18 protein-coding genes are annotated in these 22,483 nt (G+C 61.6%); 10 read left to right on the forward strand and 8 right to left on the reverse strand.

Annotated features, from left to right (window positions below):
* The first annotated feature begins 113 nt into the window (after positions 1-113).
* On the forward strand, positions 114-3,230 hold the full coding sequence (locus KF814_10800) for an efflux RND transporter permease subunit (GenBank protein MBX3236633.1): 3,117 nt from the start codon (positions 114-116) through the stop codon (positions 3,228-3,230).
* A 3-nt stretch (positions 3,231-3,233) separates the two neighbouring features.
* On the opposite strand, the gene KF814_10805 is transcribed toward KF814_10800, so the two are convergent.
* From KF814_10805 to KF814_10815, 3 genes are all read right to left on the reverse strand, one after another.
* Positions 3,234-3,806 carry a class GN sortase gene (locus KF814_10805; protein MBX3236634.1) on the reverse strand — a complete coding sequence of 191 codons (573 nt, stop codon included), beginning with the start codon at positions 3,804-3,806 and terminating at the stop codon, positions 3,234-3,236.
* On the reverse strand, positions 3,788-5,947 hold the full coding sequence (locus tag KF814_10810; protein ID MBX3236635.1) for a marine proteobacterial sortase target protein: 2,160 nt from the start codon (positions 5,945-5,947) through the stop codon (positions 3,788-3,790). Before KF814_10810 ends, KF814_10805 begins: the two co-directional genes overlap by 19 nt.
* Before the next feature lie 95 nt (positions 5,948-6,042).
* A complete protein-coding gene (locus KF814_10815; GenBank protein MBX3236636.1) occupies positions 6,043-6,867 on the reverse strand; it encodes an OmpA family protein in 825 nt (274 codons plus the stop codon).
* 501 nt (positions 6,868-7,368) lie between these two features.
* Here KF814_10815 and KF814_10820 point away from each other — a divergent pair.
* Positions 7,369-8,268: a hypothetical protein gene (locus KF814_10820; GenBank protein MBX3236637.1), complete on the forward strand. Its 900-nt coding sequence runs from the start codon at positions 7,369-7,371 to the stop codon at positions 8,266-8,268.
* Between the two features lie 29 nt (positions 8,269-8,297).
* On the opposite strand, the gene KF814_10825 is transcribed toward KF814_10820, so the two are convergent.
* Positions 8,298-10,961: a sigma 54-interacting transcriptional regulator gene (locus KF814_10825; GenBank protein MBX3236638.1), complete on the reverse strand. Its 2,664-nt coding sequence runs from the start codon at positions 10,959-10,961 to the stop codon at positions 8,298-8,300.
* Between the two features lie 12 nt (positions 10,962-10,973).
* Positions 10,974-12,032 carry a tetratricopeptide repeat protein gene (locus KF814_10830; GenBank protein ID MBX3236639.1) on the reverse strand — a complete coding sequence of 353 codons (1,059 nt, stop codon included), beginning with the start codon at positions 12,030-12,032 and terminating at the stop codon, positions 10,974-10,976.
* 11 nt (positions 12,033-12,043) lie between these two features.
* On the opposite strand from KF814_10830, the gene KF814_10835 reads away from it, so the two are divergent.
* Together KF814_10835 and KF814_10840 are read left to right on the forward strand one after the other, a co-directional pair.
* Complete coding sequence (locus KF814_10835; protein MBX3236640.1) at positions 12,044-12,217, forward strand: hypothetical protein; 174 nt, start codon at positions 12,044-12,046, stop codon at positions 12,215-12,217.
* Between the two features lie 631 nt (positions 12,218-12,848).
* Positions 12,849-14,480: a GMC family oxidoreductase gene (locus tag KF814_10840; GenBank protein MBX3236641.1), complete on the forward strand. Its 1,632-nt coding sequence runs from the start codon at positions 12,849-12,851 to the stop codon at positions 14,478-14,480.
* 24 nt (positions 14,481-14,504) lie between these two features.
* Here the strand turns inward: KF814_10840 and KF814_10845 are convergent, their stop codons facing one another.
* From KF814_10845 to KF814_10855, 3 genes are read right to left on the reverse strand one after another with little or no spacing between them, the layout of a single operon-like run.
* Positions 14,505-15,203, reverse strand: coding sequence for a hypothetical protein (locus KF814_10845; GenBank protein ID MBX3236642.1), 699 nt, complete (start codon positions 15,201-15,203; stop codon positions 14,505-14,507).
* Positions 15,196-15,633: an HIT family protein gene (locus tag KF814_10850; GenBank protein ID MBX3236643.1), complete on the reverse strand. Its 438-nt coding sequence runs from the start codon at positions 15,631-15,633 to the stop codon at positions 15,196-15,198. Before KF814_10850 ends, KF814_10845 begins: the two co-directional genes overlap by 8 nt.
* A gap of 2 nt (positions 15,634-15,635) precedes the next feature.
* Positions 15,636-16,250: a hypothetical protein gene (locus KF814_10855; GenBank protein MBX3236644.1), complete on the reverse strand. Its 615-nt coding sequence runs from the start codon at positions 16,248-16,250 to the stop codon at positions 15,636-15,638.
* A 152-nt stretch (positions 16,251-16,402) separates the two neighbouring features.
* Here KF814_10855 and KF814_10860 point away from each other — a divergent pair, with 152 nt between their 5' ends.
* The 6 genes from KF814_10860 (at position 16,403) to KF814_10885 (ending at position 22,383) form a co-directional block, all read left to right on the forward strand.
* A complete protein-coding gene (locus tag KF814_10860; GenBank protein MBX3236645.1) occupies positions 16,403-17,275 on the forward strand; it encodes a hypothetical protein in 873 nt (290 codons plus the stop codon).
* A 25-nt stretch (positions 17,276-17,300) separates the two neighbouring features.
* The gene (locus KF814_10865; GenBank protein ID MBX3236646.1) at positions 17,301-17,702 is read left to right on the forward strand and encodes a secondary thiamine-phosphate synthase enzyme YjbQ; all 402 of its coding nucleotides are present in this window, start codon (positions 17,301-17,303) and stop codon (positions 17,700-17,702) included.
* 4 nt (positions 17,703-17,706) lie between these two features.
* Entirely contained in the window at positions 17,707-18,822 is a 1,116-nt protein-coding gene (locus KF814_10870; protein MBX3236647.1) for a trypsin-like peptidase domain-containing protein, read from the forward strand.
* Positions 18,823-18,900: 78 nt separating this feature from the next.
* Positions 18,901-20,661, forward strand: coding sequence for an AAA family ATPase (locus KF814_10875; GenBank protein MBX3236648.1), 1,761 nt, complete (start codon positions 18,901-18,903; stop codon positions 20,659-20,661).
* A gap of 4 nt (positions 20,662-20,665) precedes the next feature.
* Positions 20,666-22,192 (forward strand): proteasome accessory factor PafA2 family protein, encoded by a 1,527-nt coding sequence (locus KF814_10880; GenBank protein ID MBX3236649.1) that lies wholly within the window; start codon positions 20,666-20,668, stop codon positions 22,190-22,192.
* Entirely contained in the window at positions 22,189-22,383 is a 195-nt protein-coding gene (locus tag KF814_10885; protein ID MBX3236650.1) for a ubiquitin-like protein UBact, read from the forward strand. The genes KF814_10880 and KF814_10885 overlap by 4 nt, the downstream gene beginning before the upstream one ends.
* Positions 22,384-22,483 lie beyond the last annotated feature (100 nt).

Raw genomic sequence — 22,483 nt, forward strand, 5'->3', positions numbered from 1 at the left:
TCCTCGCCTAACGGGCGGAGCATCGAGCGTCGATGGTGCGGTAGCGCATGGAATGAAATCCGCTCGGCCCTGCCGGTGCGGGTATGTCGATAGAATTCTACGAGGATCGCGGCATGATCGAGCGCATCGTCCAATTCGCCCTGACCCAGCGCCTGTTCGTGTGTATTTTGGGACTCGCTCTCCTGTTCGGCGGCCTGTATGCCTTCCACATTCTGGATGTCGTGGCCTATCCCGATCCGTCCCCGCCGATGATCGAAGTCATCACCCAGTATCCGGGGTGGTCGGGCGAGCAGATGGAACGGGCGATCACCCTGCCGATCGAGATCGCGTTGCAGGGTATGCCGGGGCTGACCGACATCCGGTCCCTCTCGATATTTGGCCTCAGCGACATCAAGGTATATTTCGATTTTTCGACGGATTACTTCCGCGACCGTCAGGAGGTCTTGAACCGGCTTCAGCAAGTCACGCTTCCGCAGAATATCCAGCCGACGATTTCACCCTGGTCGGCGATCGCCGAGATCTATCGCTATGAGTTGGTCGGGGAGCAGAGCAGCCTCACGGATTTGAAGACCACTCAAGACTGGCAGATTCGCCGGGAGTTCAAGCGCGTGCCGGGCGTGATCGACGTGTCCACCTTCGGCGGCACGACCAAGGAATACCACGTCGAGCTCGATCCCGGGCAGCTCATGAGCTACAACGTCACGCTCGATCAGGTCATGGACGGGCTGGCCAAGAGCAATACCGACGTCGGCGGAAACTACCTCACGATGGGGTCGCAGAGCTTCAATATCCGCGGCATGGGTCTGATCAAGAAGCTTGACGATATCGCCAACACGGTCGTGACGGAAAAAGAAGGGACGCCCGTTTTTATCCGCAATCTGGGGAAAACCAGTCTCGGGTATCGCGTTCGCCTCGGCAAGGTCGGGATCGACGACCGTGACGATGTCGTGGAAGGTGTGGTGCTGCTGCAGCGGGGTGCCCAGGCCTTGCCCGTGCTCGAAAAAGTACACGAGAAAGTGGCCGACCTGAACACGCGCAAGCTGCCGCAGGGCGTCAAGATCAAGACTTTCTACGACCGCACCGTGCTCATTCACACGACAATCGAAACTGTCGTGGACATCTTGATCGCGGGTATCGTGCTGGTCTCCGTCATTCTTTACATCTTTCTCGGCCACTTCCGCACGTCGATGATCGTCGCCTTGACCGTGCCGGTCGCGCTCCTGTTCACCTTCGGCATGATGGTGCTGAACAAGCAATCGGCGAACCTCATTTCCTTGGGGGCCGTGGACTTCGGCATCATCGTGGACTCGACCCTGATCATGGTGGAGAGCATTTTCTACCACATCTCCCACAGGCGGTCGCACGGCCTGACGGTGCCGATGCATGTGATGCGGGCGGCGCGCGAGGTGGGCCGCCCGATCTTCTTCGCCACCACGATTATCGTGATCGCGTTTCTGCCCCTGTTCACCATGACCGGGGTGCCAGGCAAGGTTTTCGCGCCGATGTCGCTGACATATGGATTTGCGCTGTCGGGCGCCTTGCTGATGGCCTTCACGCTGGCTCCCGCGCTCTGCTCCCTCCTGCTGTCGACTGCCGTTGAGGAGCGGGATACCAAAATCGTGGAGCTCCTGAAACGGTGGTATTTGGCCGTGCTGGGGTGGGGTCTTCGGCATGAGATGGTCGTGATCGGTATCGCGGTCCTCTCGTTGGTGGCGGCGATAGCGGCGGTCCCATTCGTGGGCGGGGAATTCATGCCGGCCCTTGAAGAAGGCAATATCTGGATGCGAACCACCTTCCCGGTCGATATATCCTTCGAGGAGGCCAGCCACCTCGTGACCCAAATTCGGAGCGTGTTTCGTCAATTTCCGGAAGTTATCAGCGCAGCGTCGCAACTCGGTCGGCCGGACGATGGCACCGATCCCACGAGCTTTTTCAATGCCGAGTTTCTCGTGACGCTGAAGCCGTTCAAACAATGGCGGGCGGAGGTGCCCGACAAGAAGGCGCTCATCGATGCCATCGAGCAGCGCCTTGCGGTGATCCCGGGCGTGACCTTCAATTTTTCTCAAGCCATTCAGGACAACGTCCAGGAAGCGATGTCCGGCGTCAAGGGCGAAAACGCCATCAAGCTGTTCGGGAGCGACCTGAAGACGCTGGAGGCGCTCGCCAAGCAACTCGAGCAGGTCATGAAAGGCGTCGAGGGGGTCAAGGACCTCGGAGTGCTGCATCTGCTGGGGCAGCCCAATCTCGTGATCGAGGTGAACCGCGAAGAATGCGCGCGGTATGGACTCAAGGTCGGCGACGTCAACGACGTGATTCAAGCCGCCGTGGGCGGGCAGGCGGTGACGCAGGTTTATGAAGGGGAACGGTGGTTCGACCTGGTCGTGCGATTCCTGCCGGAGTTCCGGCGCGACATCGACTCCATCGGCAATATCGTCGTGAGCACTCCGGAAGGCGCGAGGATTCCGCTCAAGCAGCTTTCGACGATCACGGAACAGACCGGAGCCTTCATCGTCTATCGGGAAAACAACGAGCGCTATATCCCCATCAAGTTCAGTGTGCGGGGGCGGGACCTGGAAGGGGCCGTGGGCGAGGCGCAGAAGCGAATTGCCGAAACGGTGCAGTTTCCCGAAGGCTATCGCATCGAGTGGCACGGGGAATTCGACCAGTTGCAGGATGAGAAGAGCCGCTTGGCGAGGATCGTCCCCGTGACGCTTCTCTTGATTCTGTTCCTGGTGTATTTCGTGCTCAATTCATTGCGCGATGCTTTGCTGGTGCTGGCGGCGGTGCCGTTCTCGCTGGTGGGAGGCGTGCTGGCGCTGCTCGTGACCGGCACCCACTTCAGTATTTCAGCCGCGGTGGGATTCATCTCATTGTTCGGCGTGGCAGTACAGGGCGCCTTGATCCTGGTGAGCCGCATGCAGGACCTGCTCGACGAGGGGCATGACATTCGTAGCGCGATCATGAAAGCGGCGGAGGTTCGCATGCGGCCGGTGCTGATGACCTCGCTCGCGGCGGCGATCGGACTCTTACCTGCCGCCATTGCCAGCGGCATCGGCGCCCAGTCCCAGCAACCGCTGGCGCGTGTCGTGGTCGGAGGGATGCTGACCTCCGCGGCGCTGATCTTGATCGTGCTGCCGGTGATGTATCAGCTCCTGCATCGGTTGCGTGGCGCGCCTCAATTGCCGGAAGCGGGAGATGGCGCGAGTCATCAACACTCAATATCGCACTGATCCTCAGGACTCTTCCACAGCCCGAACGACGTAGCGTAGAGGACCGCCTGGGCGTAGCGCGTCGAACGGGTAACAGGTCACGAGGACGAGCTCGTGACCTGTGTCTTGTAAGGCAAGGCTGTCCTGTCTGGCATCCATTACGCGGGATTGCGTGACCGTAAACTGCCTCGTCCGCCCGTCGGTTCCCGTCACTTCCAGCCGGTCGTTCGGTCTGAGATCACGAAGAAAGCGAAAGTGCGTATCGCGATGACCGGTGACGACCATGGTGCCGGCTTGATGAGGGAGCGCGCTCGACGTGAGATGCCCCGGTCCGAAGGCCAGCGTGCGGCCGTAGGCTCCCGAGAGCACGATCATGTCCACCCCCGAGCCCGGTGCGCGCAGTCGCGCGACCGGGCTCGTATCCGCCCAGGGCCAGGGTTTCGGATCGACCTCACCCTGGAGGGCACGGGACCAAGCTCGCTGCAGCAGGAACTGCGCGAGCCCGGCCTTCGCGTAGATCCATGCGCCCTGGCCCAGTTGCCAGCAACCAAGACACAGGAGGCCGGCGAGCAGGCGCGTCAGCAAAGACGATCGCATTGGTCGTTACTCCAATCGGATCGGTGCCGTCTCGCAACCCACAGCAGCCAAGCCAGGAAGAGGCTGGCTGCTCCGGCCAGGGCGTGCAGCGGGCCAGCCGTGGCCGTGGCCGGAAGTCCCATGATGGCTTGATAATCCTGGCCTTGGGCCAGGTTTGTGCCGAGGGGATGTGACTGCAGCTGATGGTCGCCCGGCCGCGCCGGCGTCACGTCCACGGCCACGAGGCTCGTGTACTTGCTGACTAAGTGATGGTCGAGAGCTACCTGAAGCACGGCGTTTCGAATCTGTTCCTCCGGCGACCCGGTGAAGGCTTCGGCCAGCAGCGCCGCGATTTTCTTTCTCGCCCAATACACTGAGAGCCCCTCCTTGGACGATGCTTCGCGAAGAGCGACCGGCATTGACCAGGCTCCAGACCCCATTTCCCCTCGGATCGTCGCCTGCGCGGGGGCCGCTTCCGCTCGCACCGCAAGGACAACCGGTTCTCCTTCATAGAGGTCGGCCAGGTGCGACGGATAAACCTGCGCGTTCGTCCAGCCCGCGACATCCAGTGTCACGTCGTGCAGGACCGGCCGCTCGAGTTTACGAAACAGCCCGTCCATCTTCTCTCTGACTTCGGTCACATTGCCGATGTAGGTGAAGGAGCCGCGTCCCATCTCCGCAGCCTTGTGCATCAGATGGCTATTGGGCGCCGACCCGATGCCGACCGTGAAAAATCGCCTCGCTCCCAGTTTCTGCTGTAGGAGCTCGAACAATTCGTCTTCGTTACCGACCTGTCCGTCTGTCAGGAGCACGATTTGTTGCAGGCGGGACGTGTCTTGCACGCTCTTCAAGGCCTGTCGGACGGCCGGTACGATTTCGGTGCCGCCGTCGGCCACGAGATGGTCGGTATACCGGACGGCCTTTTTCATCGACTCCGGTGTGACCGGCTCCAAGCCGGTAAAGAGCGACCGAACCACGTTATTGAATTGAATCACGTTGAATCGATCCTGCGTGGTCAAGCGAGACAAGGCTGAAGACAGAGAGGCCTTTGCCTGCTCGATGGAGGTGCCGGCCATGGAGCCGGAGGTGTCGATGATGAAGGTGATGTCACGGGGCGGTCGCGGGGCGGAGGTTCCCGTCTGGGCCGGCGGCATGAGCATCAGGAGCGCGTAGGTGTGCCCTTCCCGCTGCTCCGTGAACAGGGTCGCGGATGGCGCGGCGGAGGGGGACGGGGTCCAAGTCAGCTCAAAGTCTCGATCGGCCGGCACAGTCTCCTCTCGTAGCGTGATCAACCGCCGGTTGTCGGAGTCCGGAAGCACGAGGATCGGATGGTAGGGAGATTCGACCCTATCGACAGGAAATCCCGCAGCCAGGGTTACGGAGAGGCTTACCGGATTCGTCGGCCCATCACCGGGGGTGTGGATCGGCGGTGTGATGCGCGAGGCATCCGGTACCCGATCCGTATCGAGGGTGATGCCTGTCCCTTGCTGACCCTTTCCCTCGATCAGCACCGGCGTCCCGGGGCTATACCGATGGCCCACCACCATGGGGAATCGTAGCGAGAAGCGACCCTGGTCATACCGGACGATCTCCTGGTACTGGATTTCGACGGTGATCGTTTCGCCGGGTCCGATGTTGGCAACCGAAGTCGTGAAGATGTTGGGCCGTTCTTGCTCGACCAGACTGGCGCGCTGACCCTGCTGCTTGCCCCGTTCATAGGTCTGCTTCGCCTCGCCCCGTTCCTTGACATGTCCTTCGATGATTCGGTCGCCCACATGCATGAGCAGGTGATCGACAGCCGCGGTTTCCGGAAGCGGAAAAACATAGATCCCCTCCACCCACGCGCCTTTCTTGCGGCTGGGGTTACGGAACTCTTGCCTGACGGTGGCGCGTGCGATGATGCCGGTTACTGCGATCTGCACGTCCGTTTTCAGGATCGGCGCAGGCACATAGCGGCCTGGTTCCCCAGTGCGAAAGAGCAGCGAGCCTTCCCCGATTTCCTGAAGGCCGATGGTTGACAGACTATGCGTGGAGATCTGTTCTTCAGCCCGGGGCTGGGCTGGGGCGAAGACTGGGGTAATCATGCTGAGGAGGAGGAGAAAGAGACGGATGGGAGGCGTCGATATGAACCGGGAACGTAGTGCGTGATGAACTGCTGCCATGATGACCTCGATCGAATGGTTGAGGGTGGTGGTTTGGCTGTCCAAGGGCCGCGTGAGGGGAGACGCCCTCACGCGGGTGCGGCGTTGGATAGAGCTCAGTGCGCGGAGTCGCTTTCCGGCACGTCAGCCGGAGGTACCACGGTCTCGAAAGTCGAAGGTGTGGAGGAGAGTAGGCTGTCTCCGGTGACGGTGTGGTCATTGCCCAGGATGGCATGGTCCACCTCACTCGGCTGATTGTCGAGATCCGCCGGTGCCGCCACGGTTGGGATGACCATATGGTCCAACCCGATCTTGCGCAGTTCGAGATGCACCCGGCGATTCATCCGCCGGCAGGCATCGCTCTGGTCGACGCAGAGGGCTCCTTCTTCACCCAAGCTCACGGTCCGGATGGCCGTTTCCGGAACGCCGAGGGCCATCAGTTGCTGCTTCACGCCATCCGCGCGCTTCTGACCAAGGATCTTGTTGTAGTGCGCCGAGCCCTGCTGGTCGGTATAGCCCTGCACGAGCACGCCCCAGTCGGCCTCCTGTTTGAGGAATTCGGCATGTTTCAGAAGTGCAGCCTTGCCGTCGTCGGTGAGGCCCTTGCGGCCGATCTCGAAGAAGATATCATCGTGGAGTACGTCGCTGATGCGGGTGGCCACCGCGGTTGCTGCAATGGGGATAGCTGGTGTCACGGCAGGAAGGATCTCCGGCTGACTCTTCAGTGCTTGGGAGACCTGCGCGTTGTCCACTGCTTCGCTCGGCCAGTTACTATGGGCGGCCTCGTCTGTTTGCGAGTAGTACCAAAATCCCGCGACGACGGTCGCAAGGAAGAAGACCAACCCCCCGAGGATATAGATCTCCTTCATTTCCTTGTCCGGGCCCACGATGGTGGGAGCGACTGAACTTGAGCTGACGGTTGCGGTCGGTGATTTCTGCATGGTGACTGCCTCCTTCGATATACAGCCGGATGATCCCGTGCTGGTTGTGTGGTCCTGTCTGTCGTGTGGTCTCCCTCTGTGATCGACCTGGCCCCATGTTCACCTCCCTTCCGGCCGTCGCGGTTGGGCGAAGGCTAGAGCAAGGCTGGGACCAGGTTGTGACAAGAACGAAATCTAGGATTTATTCGTTGAGTCAAAGGCTTAGAGGGAGGAGTCTCATGAGGGGATCGGCCGAGGGTGCGGGGATCAGCGGGGCATGCGGGGACAGACCCGCATGAATCAGATCCTACATGGCTGGAAGTAATTCCGAACTACGGTGATCCACTTTGCAGCGGGCCAGAGATCGCTCTGGTTCTGTCGAACCTATTTGGGTAGACTCTTCCCAGGCTGGACAATTCTACGGAGGCACTCCCACGGAGGAGTGTGGCGTAGATCGGAAAGCCGGCAACGACGGTATTGACCGACGCCTGGGATATCCCAGGCCATTATCGGAGGAGAAAAATGGTTCGAACCTTTGGTCGTTCATTGGTCGCCCTGTCCACGTTAGGGGGCCTGTTCGTGATGGTCGGGACGGTTTGGGCTGACTGTGTCGATGGGGTACGGGAGGCGACCCAAGCGGAACTGGCCTTCGCCGTTCGCGCTGAGGCGGCGCTGGCGGCTGCCCTTCCTGCGCCGATCCCGAGCAGCGAACGCCGCGGTGCCGCATACGACTTCACCCGGCAACCCAAGCTGTCCTTCTGCAAGGCCGACCCGGAGGGCTCCTTTTCCCCGGCGATGGCCGGAGGTTACCTTTACAAGTTTCCCAAGGCGGAAGCCGATCGGCTATATGGTGAACGCAAGGCCATCGAGAAGCAGATCGAGGCGTTAGAAACACTCCCACCGGAAGAAAATGCGCGGTACAAAGAGCTATTGGCGCAGATGCGCTCCGCCTACGATGGGGCGCCACGGCGGAGCCGAAAAGATCCGCCATTTACGGCCGAGCAGCAGGCTCAGGTCGAGCGGGCGAACACGGAAGGGCGCAAGCTCGAGGCAGCAGCGAACAAGGTTGTCGCCGACCACAAGGCGAGCGTAGTGGCTCAGGCCGATCAGCTGCGCGCCCAGGCGAAGAAGCTGGAGACCTTTCCTCAAGAGTTTCTCGTGCGGCTCGCGATAAATGTGGACCGGTTCCCGGAGGCAAGCAGCACGACCGAAACAGTGGGTACCCCGAGTGTTCGGCGGAGCGCCGGCTTGGCCGTGCACAATGTTGTGGTCGCAGTCGAGGGGCCTGAGGGGGGCGCCCGTCAGGCGATCTTTGATGCCATCGACAAGGCGTATCTCAAGAGCCTAGTGGGGCAACCGTTGCCCGAGGTCGAGGCGTCAAAGGCCCGTGCCGAACGGGGTGGCTCAGGCCAAGCCCGATGACGTGCCGCCCACTGTCTGCCTGTAAGACGTTACGGCTTCGGCGCGGCGGCGCTTTGACGAAAGTGTTCGCGCACGAGGGCTTCAACGGACTTGAAGTGGCGGTCGGGCAGGTTTTTGAAGCGGCGTTTGCAGTCCGCGAGGGCTTCCTCCGCTCCCGTGAAGGGTTGGATCGTCTCGAGCAGGTGGTTGTAGTAATCGAGCAATTTCAGTTCGACCGTTCTCGTGAGGGATGAATCCCCCGCCAGCGTGGCGGCCGCTTGAGCCTTATCGCCTCGACTGTGCACGAGGGCTTGGAAGCAGAGTCCCTTGAGCCGCTGGGTGACGGTGCTGCGATCCCAACCCAAAGCTTTGGCCGTTGCTTGCATATCGAACCCGTGTTGCCGGAGTATCGTCAAGACGGCTGCGTCCCCGCTCGCATCCGGAAGCAGCGGCGGCATGGGCCGGGCGACCGCTCCCGTTGTCGCAGTCCCATCAAGCCGCAAGTCGAGGGCCGTGAGGATCGGTCGGTCGCTCAGGGCGGCTGCCTGCTCAAGGCACTGCCGTAGTTCACGGACGTTCCCTTTCCACGGTTGATGGGCCAGGGTCTCGAGCGCCTCCTGCGACAGCTGCATCGGAGGACGGTCGCTTCCCCGCGTCAGCTCGTTCAGACAACGCTCCGCCAGCGGGCCGATGTCCTCCGGACGGTCGCGCAGGGGTGGGAGCGTCAATACCAGCCCTTTCAATCGAAAATACAGGTCTTCTCGGAACCAACCCTCGGAGACGCCGCGTTGAAGGTCCTTGTTGGTCGCGGCCACGATGCGAACGTCGACGGTCGTGGGGGTCGTCGCCCCGACTCGATAGAATGTTCTGTCTTGGAGCACCCGCAGCAGTTTGCTTTGATGGTCGAGCCGGAGGTCGCCGATCTCATCGAGAAAAATCGTGCCCTGATGGGCCAGTTCGAAGAAGCCCTTCCGGTCGGAGAGGGCGCCGGTGAAACTGCCTCGGACGTGGCCGAACAGTTCGCTCTCGAAGAGTTCGGGTGAAATAGCCGCCATGTTCACGGCGACAAAAGCTTTGGCGCCGCGAGGGCTCAAGCGATGGACGGCCCGCGCGAAGAGTTCCTTCCCCGTGCCGGGCTCACCCAGGATCAGCACGGTCACCGCCGACCGAGAGCCCTTCTTGATGTCGCGGAATGCCCCCAGCATCCTGGGGTGTCTGGTCACGATGCCCAATTGCTCGCATTCGCGGCGGAGTTGATCCTGCTCGACATCCCCCAGCGGGCCACCACTTCCGGCCGCAGTGCGCAAACCGCCCAACTGTCGTTCCAATTCATCGATGCGACTGCGCGCAGCTGTTTCCTGTTGCTGCGCCTCAAGCATCCGATGGTGGAGGTCGGCGGAAGTTTTCAATAGCTCGGCTTCTTTCGTGGCAGACTGAGATGCCTGAATTCGGGCCGACTCCAAATCCTCTTCGAGCGACTCGACCGCATTCTCCCTACAGACCAAGGCCTCACGCGCCGCGCTGAGATCCTGCTGTATGTGCAGCATGTCCTGCTCCACGAGCGCCATGCGCCGTGATGCCATCACGTGACCGAGCAGCCCTGTCGTCAGTAAGACTAAACTGGAAGCTGTGAAGGGTAAGACGACCGGCAACACGACCTGCATGCCCCACAGGGAGACCAGCACGATGAGCGTATAGATGCCCAGACTAGCCACGCCGAACAGCCACCCGGCGGCATTTGCCCGTCGCAGCGTCACGTAGGCGATCCCGGCAGCGAGCGCAATCGCCACCGCCAGCCGACCTCCGGCCGGAATGGTATGAATCCAGTGACGGGTCAGCAGAGTATTGAGCAGATGCACGTGCAGCAGGCCGTCGGACACTTCCTGGCCTGAGGGAAGCAGGTAAGCAGGAGCTTGCCTGGGCTGCAACAACAGCACGGCGATCTTGCCGCTGATCATATGATCAAGCTCGTCGCCATGCTTGCCGTCCAGTAGTTTCATGAAGTCGGCAAAGCTGATCGAGCGGAATGCCGTGGCGCTTCCGTCCTGCACCACACTCAGGAGCAGGTTTGTAGAAGAGGGGCCAAGAAGCCTCTCCGTATTAGGATGCTCGGCCGTCGATTTCATAGCCAAGAGGACGCCAAAGGCCGGGAGATCAAGGGCGCCGACATGGCTCGAGAGCGGTAGCCGACGCACGACCCGATCCGGATCGAGTTCGGGAAGGATGGACGCGGGTTCCGGGGGAAGTGTGCCCTTGCCGGATGATTCGAGCGTCGGATCGCTCCCGATCCAGGACTGAGGGTACAGCGGATACGCCACAGACCCGACAGACTTGATGGCTTCGATCAGGAGGGCGTCGCTCACCGCCCCACCGAGGTTCGGGGGGCTGGGTCGGTCGATTGGAAGATCGATGCCGATCCTTGAGGCGCCGGCGTCATGTAGCGCGGTGATGCTGCGGGCGACGAGACTGCGGTCCCACAGGCCGGTGCCGAATTGCTGATCAGCGGATTGGTCGCGAAGGATGAGCAGGATATCGGGACTGGCAGCAGGCGAATGTCGAAGTGTGAGCCAGGTATCGTAAGGGCCGGAATCGAGGGCAGAGTAGAGGGCCGGCGCCCACGCCCAGAGCAACGCCGCCAGCAGGGTGGCGACGAGACCGGTCGTCACCGCCTGCAACCACAGAGTGCTGAAGAACACACGTGTCGCCTGGCCCATGGCAAACGCCCGCTATGGCTTGGTGCTATCGGCGTTGAACTCTTCCAGGATGCGCTTCGCGTCGTCGCGGGGCAGCCCCTTGAGATATCCCTTGGCTTTGGGGAGATCGACGGAAACGCCTTGCCCCTTACCATAGATCCGGGCGAGCGCCACCTTGGATGGGACGACTCCATCACCGGCCGTGTTATCGAGGAACGTGAGGATCCATTGACCATGGGGAGGTAATTGACTGTCGAGCCCTTGTTCGTAGAGCCGCACCAGCGCGTCGTGTGCCGCGTCGTTGAGGGCATAGGCTTCTCTGAGAAGAACGGGGAGCGCATCGGCCGTGCGGCCGAGCTTCAGCAGCGTGGTGCCGACGGTGGCGCCGTTCCGGTCGCGATCGAGATCCGGGAAATCCAGCCAAATCTGTTCGCAATAGTCGCGAAAGGCGTCGGCGGCTGCTTTGGATTGTTTCGTCTGGAGTGAACCCTTCACCGCAGCCAATCGTCGGAGTTGCGTGAGGGCTTGGGCGGCCTCCGGCAGCCCTTGCTCAAAGGCGCGGGACCACCACGTGATGGCCATGACTTGGTTCTTCTCCACGCCTTGGCCCGATCGGTAGGCGTTGCCGAGGAAATATTGAGCCTTGGCCAATCCGGCCAGGGCGGCGGCTTCGAGTTCCTGGGTGGCATCCTTTTCCTTGCCCGCCAGTTTCAACACCAGCCCCAATCGGTAATGGGCTTCTGCGAAATCCGGTTTCCGACGCAGTGCTTCCTGGTAGGCCTGGATGGCCGACTGCACGTTGCCGCGTGTGTATTGGATCGTGCCGAGGCTGTAGTGCGCCTGTGTCAGCGAGGGGTCGAGTTTGATGGCTTCCTGGAGCTCGCTGACGGCGTTTCGCCACTCCTGCTTGGCCATCAGCGCGGTCCCAAGCTCCGCGTGCGCTTGGGCAGCGGTCGGGTGAAAACGAAGCGCCGTTCGGTATTCGTCGATGGCCCCATCGGTCTCCCCGAGTTGGAAGAGTGCGTTGGCCAGCTTCAGCCTTGGTTCCAGGGCATCCGGTTCCAGTTGCAGCAGTTTCCGGGAATGGGCCACGACATCCAGCGGTGGAAGCGCTACCGGAGATATCGGCGCAGCCGGAGACGCCGCCACTGCTGCCGGCTCTGCGGCGGAAGGCGGCGGGGGTGGTACGGCTGCGGCTGCCGGTGGTGGCGGAGGACTGGTTGGGGAGACTGGCGCCGACGGTGGCGGTGGCACCGGCGAAGGCTCAGATGGTGTAACGGCCGCGCCAGCCGGAGGTGCAGGCGGCGTCGGCGGTGGCCCAACGGGAATCGCAGCTTCGTGGGGCTCGGAGGGGAGTCGTTCTTCTTGAATCTGGGTCGATTCCGAGGCGGCCGGAAGGTCTTGGGCCGCGGCAGATGAATGGGCGAGGCACAGGGCGGCAGTCAGTAGCCATGCGCCTGCAGATGCAATCTCTCGTAAGGGGACCATGGTATCGGAAGCCGTCTCCAATGCCTAAACACCCTTTTATATACCATACGCGCAAACGACAACAACTCTTGGCTTGCCGTTCCGAAGGGGCAATGGCGAAGAAGATATCTGTTTGCCTGGGGCTCTGTTGTGGCAGGCAGGTCAGATAGGGCGTATTCGACGGTACAGACCTCGTGGAGAAGCGGTGGGTTGCATTATGGAGGAGATATACGTATTATGGCTGAATGGTGATGCCTACGCGTAGTTATTCTTAAATCAAGTTAGCCGTGTTTCACGGTCCTGCCGGTGTCCAGCCGGTCGGAGCGTGGGGCGCACCGTGAAGTCGTGCGCGGTTCCATCCAGTCTTCCTTCAGATTCATGTGACAGCCGGAGGATTTTGCGCCGGCCGGGGCGATACGGCACAGCGGTTGGATGGGCTCCATGTTTATTGATGCCAGGGAAGTCGAGTTCGGCGCCGTTATCAAGAGTGATGTCTGCATTGTCGGCGGCGGGATCGCCGGGTTGACGCTGGCTCGAGAACTCGACCGGCGAGGCATCGATACCTGTCTTCTTGAAAGCGGCGGGCTCTCACCGGACCGTGCCATCAGGGATCTTTCACGCGGCGAGAACGTGGGGGTGCCCTACGAGGTGGCGGAGGGGTCGCGGAGCCGCTACCTGGGTGGAGGGACCAATGCCTGGGACGGACGATGCCAGCCGCTGGACGACCAGGATTTTCGTATTCGCGATTGGGTGCCCAACAGCGGGTGGCCGATCGGGCCTGACGACCTCAAACCCCACTACGACCAGGCGCAGACCGCCCTGGGCCTCGGCCCCAACTCCTACGATCTTCGAAGCTGGGTTGATCGACTGGCGCGAGCTGACGTGCGCCGCCTCCCGCTCCCAGCCGGCCGCGTGACAGACAGCCTCTCGCAGTTCAGTTCGCCGGAATCGTTTGGATCTCTTTACCATCGGGCCTTGGACCGGGCCGCGCACCTTCGAGTCTTTCTCTATGCCACTGTCGTCGAGATCGAAACCGACCCAGCTGCGGTTGCGGCGCGGCGGGCGATCGTCTTTTCTCTCAAGGGACGCAAGATGACGGTCACGGCCAGGATTTTCGTGCTGGCCGCGGGAGCGATCGAAAATGCCAGGATCTTGCTGGCTTCGAACAAGACCAGACGCGCGGGTTTGGGGAATAGCTATGACCTGGTCGGACGCTACTTCATGGACCACCCGTCCGTGCTTGCCGGTGAGGTGAGGTTCGTCGATGGTTGGAAGAACAACCGGCTGTATGACGAGCGATTCAACCGGTGCGATCCCGATGTGGCGGTAGAGGGAGTCAGCTTCGCGGGGTACTGTCACTTGGCGTCTGACCTACAGCGGGAGGAACGCCTGCTGAATTCGAGTATTTGGTTCTCCTCCGTATACGTGGGCGAGCATCCGGCTGTCACCAATGCGCTCGAGGGGCTCAGGCGCCGGGTCGTGGACGGCGAGGGGCCGCGCGAGCGCCTGACCGATCTGCTGACTCGATTGGCCTCTCACCCGAAAGAGGCGTTGCAGACTCTCCTTGCGCGCTGGTTGGGCGTGAGACAGAAAGTCAGTCGTGTTCACTTACGCGCGCTGGTCGAGCCGGTTCCCGATGCGGAAAGTCGCGTCACGCTGTCGGAGGAACAAGATGAATTGGGCACCGCGCGGGTTCGCGTTCGATGGCGATTGGATGCGTTGGCACAGCGAACGTTGGATCGCACCTGTGCGATTTTTGCGGAGGAACTGGAGCGGGCCGGCGTGGCAAAAGTGACGCTCGGGCCGAAGCTCGAGGGAAAGGATTGGCAGAGCCAGATCGACTTTGCGTCGAATCAGCACCAAATGGGTACTACCCGGATGCATGATTCGCCGCGGGCCGGCGTCGTCGATCGGTACGGTCTTGTCCACGGTATGCGGAATCTCTACGTCGCGGGTGGGTCTGTGTTCCCGACGGCCGGCGCCGGTCCGCCGTCGCTGACCGTGGTCGCGTTGGCCCTGCGGATGGCGGATCGGCTGATCGATGAGTTGAAGCCGGGAGGTAGGCTGAGATAGTTCCCCGGCCGGCCCGGCTCTGTTTCAGGTCGACCAATAGCCCAGGATCACGACGAGCAGGGCCAAAATACTAAGGAGGCCCAAAATCACATAGCGCCACCAGAACAGTTGGTTGTGCAGCGGCAGAAAGCCCAGGCTGACTCCCTCTGCGAGCAGCCAATTGCGGAACTCCTGCGGAGCGATTACGGCCAATCCCCGCTGTTCGCATGAGGCAATGAAGCGATCCACGATCGCTTCCCTCACCGACGAGCGAATGAACGCATCGAGCCATCCCGGCATCCAGATCCGGTCGAGAATCTTCCCCAACCATTTGTCCAGCAGTCTGCCGTATTGCGCGCGTATTTTCTGAATCGACTCGCCCTGCCCTTGATCGAATCCCGTGATGGCCGGGAGCGTATGCAGCCAGGCGCGCAAAGTCTGTTCGAGCTGTTCGACCGTTGCGGCGGCGGCATGGAGAAACCCGGCTACGGCACCTCCGCCGGCGCCCAGTAGCGCATAGAGCGCGGTCAGCGACCATGCTCCCACCTGGCTCCAGAGGCCTTGCTTGGAAACAGACCAGGTATAAAACAGCGCGGCCCCGACCATCAGGAGGGCGGCGAAGAGGGCATGGATCGGCAGGGCCCAGACGAGCGAGCGCAGGAAACTGCGGGGCAAGGCGTTGGCGGATCGGTGCGTCGGCTGATCCGACTCGGCCAGTGTGGGGGCGGCGGGGCGGCTATCCACGTTGATGGTGCGCGTTCCACCTCGCGCGTAGACGCTCGATGAGGGCTGCCTGAGCGTTGGGTTCCATCGCGAGCGGGGCATGTGCCACACGCCAGACCGGCTCCAGCGGGGCCGGATCGCGGTGCAAGCGGGGAATCAGATGCCAGTGAATATGCGGCAACTGGTTCCCCAAGAGTTCGTAGTTGATCTTGGCCGCCTGGAAGATGTCGGACAGGACACCCGCCATGGCGGACACGTCTTCGATCAGTCGAGCCCGTTCGGCCGATGTCAGATGAAAGAGTTCGGTCGCATGCCGTTGCAGCACGAGCACGGTCCAACCGGGAAAGAATTGATCATCGTGGAGATAGGCGTGGGTGATGCCGCATTCTGTAATGAAACGATCGGCGAAAGGCCAGGTACCCAGGCAGGCTTTGCAGTCCGGCGTGACCATGGTTATCGCAGGGTACGCGCTTCTTCCTCCGTGATGAGTCCCTTCTTGAGCAGCAACTGAATCAGTTTGTCGGTGCTGGTTTTCTGTTGGGAGGAGCCCGCCGTTGCCTCGCCGCCTTTCGCTTTCGGCGGCTCGCGTTTCAATCCAAGCACTCGGAAGGACGGGGTGAAGACGGCGACGTAATCACGATTACGGATCCGGACCGCCGCGGGGGGACTTTCGGTATAAGGTGTGAGGTCCGGTCGCCCCCCGGCGGGAATTCTAAAGAACGGTTTGCCGTCCTCGGTTTCACCGTCTTGACCCAGTATCTCCATCCGCACGAGCAGAGACTCGTTTTTCAGCGGCTCACGTTCCTCGCCAGCAATGTTCGTGATGCGATCCAACACGACGACCAACGAGTCCGCGATGAAGGCTTCACCGGAGGTATTGCGCACACTCACATTGTATCGGTATTCGCTGGAGAAATTGTCGCGACTCATGAGAGTCACGACGGCGCTTGCCTTGCCGGTGAGGTCCGTCAGCTGGTCTACGGAGCTTGCTCTTCCGTCCGACGCCAGACCGATGAAGATGGTCGTGGCGATCAAGGCTAAGAGTCCCGCGCGTTGCATCCTGCTCATGGGTGCCTCCCGGACCGGCTCATTTCCCGAGCAGCATAGCAAAACCCGGCACTCAGTGCGAGCGGAACTGGCGCGGCGCGACCTTGACACCCTCTTTTGGTGGACGATATTCTGGCCCTCGCATTGATCCACGTACGCGCTGTCAACCCTCCATGCCGAAGCCTCAGGCCAATCGCGCACCCCTGCTGGTATCTCGTGCCCTCGCGACCAGGTTACTCCGTCTCTACGACTATCCGCACCCTCACCACCGCGGCCGAATGATTCGCGGATACGATTGCCCCCATGCGCTGCGGACGGCCAGGATGTGTGCGGCCGTCGCTCAGCGATTGGGCCATGGGCCGGAGCGTGTTCGACAATATCAGATTGCTTGTTTGCTGCACGATCTGGGGCGGGCGGGGTTGGACCGACGGCTTTTCGGGCGCATCTGGTCCTGGGCGCGCTCGCACGGCGTCCCCACGAGGCCGCGTGAGTGGCGGGCTCGGCATCCGAAGACGCCCTATGGCCGGGAAACCGAAGCATTCCTCCGCCTCCACAAGGCCGCGCTCGAGGCCGAGGGCATTTGCATGGATCGCTGGGGCTGCGAACAGGTGGAAATGCGGCTCGGATACGCGCGCCGCTTGGCTCGCTGTCTGAAAACGGTCAAACCGTCGCTCAGAGACCTCGGGGTGATCTGGTCGGGGTGGATGGGCACGGTCATGCTCTATTACTACTACCCGGAAAAGTTGGCTCGATCTCGTCCGTGGGTGAAACAACTCGGAGAAGTGTTGGTCGCTTGCGAGCAATTCGAAGCCTACAGCAACCAACGGCGAGGGCGCGACTATTATGTGCGGAAGCAGGAAAAGTTATCGGACGCCTTTGCCTATCTGGATGAGCTCAAGCGCGAAGGCATCCTGAGTGCCGCGGTCGTCGAGGCCCTACGCGGCTTAACGGCTGAAGGCGCCTTCGATGCCGTTCTTGAGGAAGCCCGTGGCCGCGCCATCACCGGCGGGGAGCGGCGTCTCTTACGGCAAATGACAGGAGGATAATGGGATGCCGGTCAAGACGATCCCCTTGCGGGTCTCGATGCAAGGGGGAACCAGGTTCGAGAACATTACGGCCTCGGTGCACAAGGCCCTGGCGGACAGCGCGCTGCGAGCCGGCATCGTCACGATCTTCATCCGGCATACCACGGCATCGGTGCTGATCATCGAAGATGAGCCGGGCATTCGCGCCGATACGGCGGAGATCTGGAGTCGGCTCATTCCGGCCGATCCGACGTGGCAACACAACACGCGCAATGCCGGGGAAGACAACGGGCATAGTCATCTGCGCGGGCAACTCCAAGGCCAGTCTGTGACGATTCCCTTTGCGGAGGGCGCGATGCTTCTTGGCACGTGGCAACAACTCGTGGTCCTGGATTTCGATACGCGAGCACGGACGCGCGAGGTCATCGTGCAGGTGATCGGTGAGTAGCCAGATGCCTGAGGTTCGCGCGAAGCGCGTCACCAAGATAGGGTCGCTGGCGGCGGTTGTCTGGCTGACCTTGAGCGCACTGTCTCCGGTGGCCGGGGCCTATGATGCGGCGGACGGCTCTCTGCGGGCGCAACAGGCTGTGTCGTCGGACCTGAGTCCGGAGGAGCAGGCCACCATTTCGGTGTTCGAGCGAGCCACCCGGTCGGTCGTGTTCATTGCCAATACGGCTATGCAGCGTGATCCATGGTCGTTTAACCTCTTCGAAGTGCCGCAGGGATCAGGAACCGGGTTCGTCTGGAGCAAGCAAGGCCACATCGTCACCAACTTTCACGTCGTCTACGGAGCCGATGCCATCACGGTGACCTTGGCTGATCGCACGGAATACAAGGCCAAGCTCGTCGGTGCGGATCCTGATCATGATGTCGCCGTGTTGCAGATCCAGGCCCCTGATTCTTCGCTCCAGCCCATTTCGATCGGCAGTTCCCAGAGCCTGCGGGTCGGCCAGAAAGTCCTCGCGATCGGCAATCCCTTCGGTCTGGACCATACGCTGACTACGGGTGTGGTCAGTGCCTTGGGCCGCACGATCAAGTCCATGAGCAACCGCACGATTGAAGGAGTGATCCAGACGGACGCCGCCATCAATCCCGGAAATTCCGGTGGACCGTTACTGGATAGCGTCGGCCGGTTGATCGGCGTCAACACGCAGATCGTCAGTCCCAGCGGGGCCTTCGCTGGTATCGGTTTCGCGGTCCCGGTGGATACCGTGGCGCGCATCGTGCCCGAGTTGATGAAGCACGGCAAATTGATCAGGCCGGGGCTGGGCGTCTCGCTCGTGCCGGACGCCATGGCTCGCCGGTGGGGCGTGCAGGGGCTCGCGATCGGCAAGGTGGGGCGGGGTAGCGCGGCGGAACGCGTCGGGCTTCGTGGGGCGCGTGAAACGCTGGGCGGACGCATCGAACTCGGAGACGTGATTGTGGGGGTGGACGGACGATCGGTCGAGACCATCGACGATCTCATGGATATTATGGAGCAGCACAAAGTCGGGGATCAGGTCACCGTGGATTTCATGCGCGGCAACCGACGACAACAGGTGGTCGTGACCCTCCAGCCGGTCAACTGACCCGGCCGGTTCCTCGCGACGCCGCTGCTCGCCCCTGTGTTAGGATGACTGGAATTCAAAGTACGAGGAGGAATTGTTATGAGTGACCATCGCCAACCCGGGGATGCCGGACCGGAGCATCACGAACGGTCGGATCAGCCGGCCGGACGCGCCTCCACGTCCGCAGATCCTCTCGACCTGATAGACGAGTGCCTGGCATCGTTTCCCGACCAGGATCCGCGCCAGAAATTGCTCTACAAACTGCGCCACCTGATCATGGCCCAGTCGGTCGCACAGGGCCAGCGCGACATGGAGTTCAAGAAGCTCAATGAGGTGGTCGCCAAGCTGACGGCGCCGGCCAACCGCGTAGGGCTCTTGATCGAAGTGCCGGCTGAAGGCATCGCCAGGATCGTAGTCGGCGGAGCCGAGTACTATGCGAACATCGATCCGCGGATTGCCGCGGGCGACCTGAAGATCGGTACCCAGATTCTCGTCAACGAGGCCTACACCGTTATCAAGACTCTCGGCTACGATCGCAACGGGCCGGTCCTCAAGGTGGCTGAAGCGCTGCCGGATGGGCGGATCAGGTTCGAGCAAGATATGGGGCGCCAGGCCCTCATTCTCCAGCGTTCGAGCGATCTCGCCGGAATCGAATTGAAGCAGGGCGACGAGGTGCGGGTCGATCCCACCCACCGCATCGCCATCGAGCGGTTTGAAGGACGACAAGCCAAGAACCATCTCTTGGATGAAGTGCCGACGATCACCTGGGAGCAGATCGGTGGCCAACGGCAAGCCATCGATGCGATTCGCAAGGCCATCGAATACCCCTTGCTCCATGCCGACACCTTCACCCGATACCAGTTCACCCAGCCGAAGGGATTTCTCCTCTATGGACCTCCCGGCTGCGGCAAGACACTGATCGGTCAGGCGGCCGCGGCCAGCCTGGCGAAGGTGGTCGGGGAATCGACTGCCATGAACCAGGCTGGGGCGGTTTCGAATCGCCCGCCCGTGATCAGCGGTGCCTTTCTCCACATTAAAGGACCGGAAATCCTCAATATGTGGCTGGGCGAGTCGGAACGCATCGTCCGTGACCTGTTCGCCAAGGCCAGGGCTCGCCGGAAAGAAGGCGCCCTGCCGTTCATCTTTATCGATGAGGCCGAGTCGGTGCTGGGCACGCGCCGCTCCATGCGCTCCTTCAATATCAATAACACCCTGGTGCCGATGTTCTGTGCCGAAATGGACGGGATTGAATCCCTGCAGGATGTGGTCATCATCCTTGCATCCAATCGACCGGATCTGATCGACCCGGCGGTGCTCAGACCGGGGCGTATCGATCGAAAGATCAAAGTGGCTCGTCCGGATCGGGCCGCGGCTACCGAAATTCTCGGCGTGTATCTGACGGCTGCGTTACCGCTTGAACGGCGTTTACTGGAGGAGCATGCGTCAGACGCCGATGCGGCGCGCAAGGCCGTGATCGAGGAGATCGTCGAGCGGCTTTTTGCCAAGTCGGATCAGAATCGCGTGCTGTCGATTCGTCTGCGCAATGGCCAGAACAAGGTGTTGTATCGGGGGGACATGGTCAGCGGCGCCATTCTGTCCTCGATCGTTCAACGGGCGAAGGAGCGGGCGGTCGAACGGGCGATCGAGCAGGGAGCGGAGGCCGCGGACAACGGGCTGAGGCTGGCTGACTTGTTGGACGCCGTCGATCAGGAATACCGGGAGGGCGAGATGCTCCCGCCCGACGACGCGGCCGAAGAGTGGTTGAAGCTCTTGGATCACCATCCGGAGCAGGTGGTGGGGGTGTCATCATTCCGGCGCGGTCGACAAACGGAAGAGCGGCTGGTGAACCAAATTATCTGAACCCATGCGTCTGTTCGGCATCGAAACGGAATACGGCATCACGCGCGAGGACCTCGATGTGGTGGATCCCGTCGAGGAATCCATGGCGCTGGTGCGCGCGCACTTGGAGGGGGGATTTCAGCGCCGTTGGGACTATGGCGGTGAGGATCCGCACGAGGATGCCAGGGGATTTCGGGTCCAGGGGCTGCAGCAGGACAAGGAAGAGGATGAGTTCGCCAAGGTCGACGCGCATCGGCCCTTTTCGTTTCACGAAATGAAGAGCGATCTGGTGCTGCCCAACGGCGCGCGGTTCTACAACGACCATACCCATCCCGAATACTCTACGCCGGAGTGCCGTACGCTCAAGGATTTGGTGGCCCATGATCGTGCAGGGGAACGCCTCATCCAACGGGCGGCGGACCGGCGCAACCGACAGCTCGGTGGGCCCTGCGTACAGCTCTATAAAAACAACACGGATTTCCACGGCCATAGTTACGGCTGTCACGATAACTACCTCGTGCCCCGTTCCGTCCCATTCGACGGGCTGGTCGCGGGGCTCTTGCCGTTTCTGGTGAGCCGACAGGTGGTGGCGGGAGCGGGAAAGGTCGGTGTGGAGGCGCAGGAGTCTGGATTCAAGCCCGGGGGATTTCAACTGTCCCAGCGGGCTGATTTCATGGAGACGGAATTGGGGGTCGATACGATGCACGACCGTCCCATCCTCAATACGCGGGATGAACCCCATGCCGACAGGGTCAAGTACCGCCGCCTCCATCTCATTATCGGCGACGCCAACATGTGCGAATACGCGACTGCGCTGAAGGTCGGGACGACGCGAGTTGTGCTCGAGATGATCCGTGAAGGCACGGCTCCTGTGATCGAGTTGGCTCAACCGGTGGCGGCGGTGAAGGACCTGTCGCGGGACCCGGAACTCAAGGCGATGATTCGTCTGACGGACGGGCGGGAACGGTCCGCGCTCGAATTGCAGGAGGAGTATCTCAATGCCGCGCTTCGCATGAACTGGGACGGCGATGCCGATGCCGCCTGGGTTCTGGAAGAGTGGGCGAAAACGCTGAAAGCCCTGGCCGATGATCGCCCATCGCTCGTAGGGAAGGTGGATTGGGTGACGAAGCTATGGCTGCTCGAGACGTTCGTGCGGGAGGAGCGGATTGGGTGGGACGATCCTTGGTTGGCGAGCCTGGACTTGGAATATCACAATGTGAATCCCGAGCGGAGTCTCTTCATGGGCTTGGAGAGTGAGGGAAAGACCTGGCGCATGACGACGGAGTCGGACATTACCCAGGCCATGGCGGTGGGCCCTGCAGATACCCGTGGCGGGCTCCGCGGGCTGTGCGTGCGGCGATTCGGCAGCGAGATCAAAGGGATGCAGTGGGAAAGAATTCAGTTCACGGGCGGCCTTCGCGCTCGAACGTTGGAGATGGGAGATCTGTTCGATCCTGATGCCGTGCGGGCCTGCGCCGCCGTGCTGGAGGCGGCCGATTCCGGGCCCGATGCAGTCTCCCGATGGAACGCACGAAAGGATGGGCTGCGATGAGATACAGCATGTTGCCGGAACGCCGGGAAGGTCCTGTGGACCCTATGCCGAAGTCGCCTTCGCCATCGGAGGAAGGCGGGGGGCCGCGACGGCCGGAGACAGGGTCGCCGGACAAGGACAATTTGCTCAAGCGTATGCGGAAGGTCGATCCCAAGCAGGCGGAGCGATACCGGCAACGGACGGGACAATAGACGGAAAACGTGAGACGTCGGACGTGGGACGAGCGACCTGCGATGCGCAGAGCGAGTCGCTCTTTGATGGCGGCCGTCTCACAGCGCACGTTTGACGATC

The organism is Nitrospiraceae bacterium (assembly GCA_019637075.1).
Classification (GTDB): domain Bacteria; phylum Nitrospirota; class Nitrospiria; order Nitrospirales; family Nitrospiraceae; genus JAHBWI01.

Coding starts and splice junctions, on each gene's coding strand:
- KF814_10870 (MBX3236647.1), top strand. CDS start 17,707: ATGCCTGAGGTTCGCGCGAAGCGCGTCACCAAGATAGGGTCGCTGGCG.
- KF814_10805 (MBX3236634.1), bottom strand. CDS start 3,806: ATGCGATCGTCTTTGCTGACGCGCCTGCTCGCCGGCCTCCTGTGTCTT.
- KF814_10875 (MBX3236648.1), top strand. CDS start 18,901: ATGAGTGACCATCGCCAACCCGGGGATGCCGGACCGGAGCATCACGAA.
- KF814_10855 (MBX3236644.1), bottom strand. CDS start 16,250: ATGAGCAGGATGCAACGCGCGGGACTCTTAGCCTTGATCGCCACGACC.
- KF814_10820 (MBX3236637.1), top strand. CDS start 7,369: ATGGTTCGAACCTTTGGTCGTTCATTGGTCGCCCTGTCCACGTTAGGG.
- KF814_10860 (MBX3236645.1), top strand. CDS start 16,403: ATGCCGAAGCCTCAGGCCAATCGCGCACCCCTGCTGGTATCTCGTGCC.
- KF814_10880 (MBX3236649.1), top strand. CDS start 20,666: ATGCGTCTGTTCGGCATCGAAACGGAATACGGCATCACGCGCGAGGAC.
- KF814_10825 (MBX3236638.1), bottom strand. CDS start 10,961: ATGGGCCAGGCGACACGTGTGTTCTTCAGCACTCTGTGGTTGCAGGCG.
- KF814_10800 (MBX3236633.1), top strand. CDS start 114: ATGATCGAGCGCATCGTCCAATTCGCCCTGACCCAGCGCCTGTTCGTG.
- KF814_10810 (MBX3236635.1), bottom strand. CDS start 5,947: ATGGCAGCAGTTCATCACGCACTACGTTCCCGGTTCATATCGACGCCT.
- KF814_10850 (MBX3236643.1), bottom strand. CDS start 15,633: ATGGTCACGCCGGACTGCAAAGCCTGCCTGGGTACCTGGCCTTTCGCC.
- KF814_10840 (MBX3236641.1), top strand. CDS start 12,849: ATGTTTATTGATGCCAGGGAAGTCGAGTTCGGCGCCGTTATCAAGAGT.
- KF814_10885 (MBX3236650.1), top strand. CDS start 22,189: ATGAGATACAGCATGTTGCCGGAACGCCGGGAAGGTCCTGTGGACCCT.
- KF814_10815 (MBX3236636.1), bottom strand. CDS start 6,867: ATGCAGAAATCACCGACCGCAACCGTCAGCTCAAGTTCAGTCGCTCCC.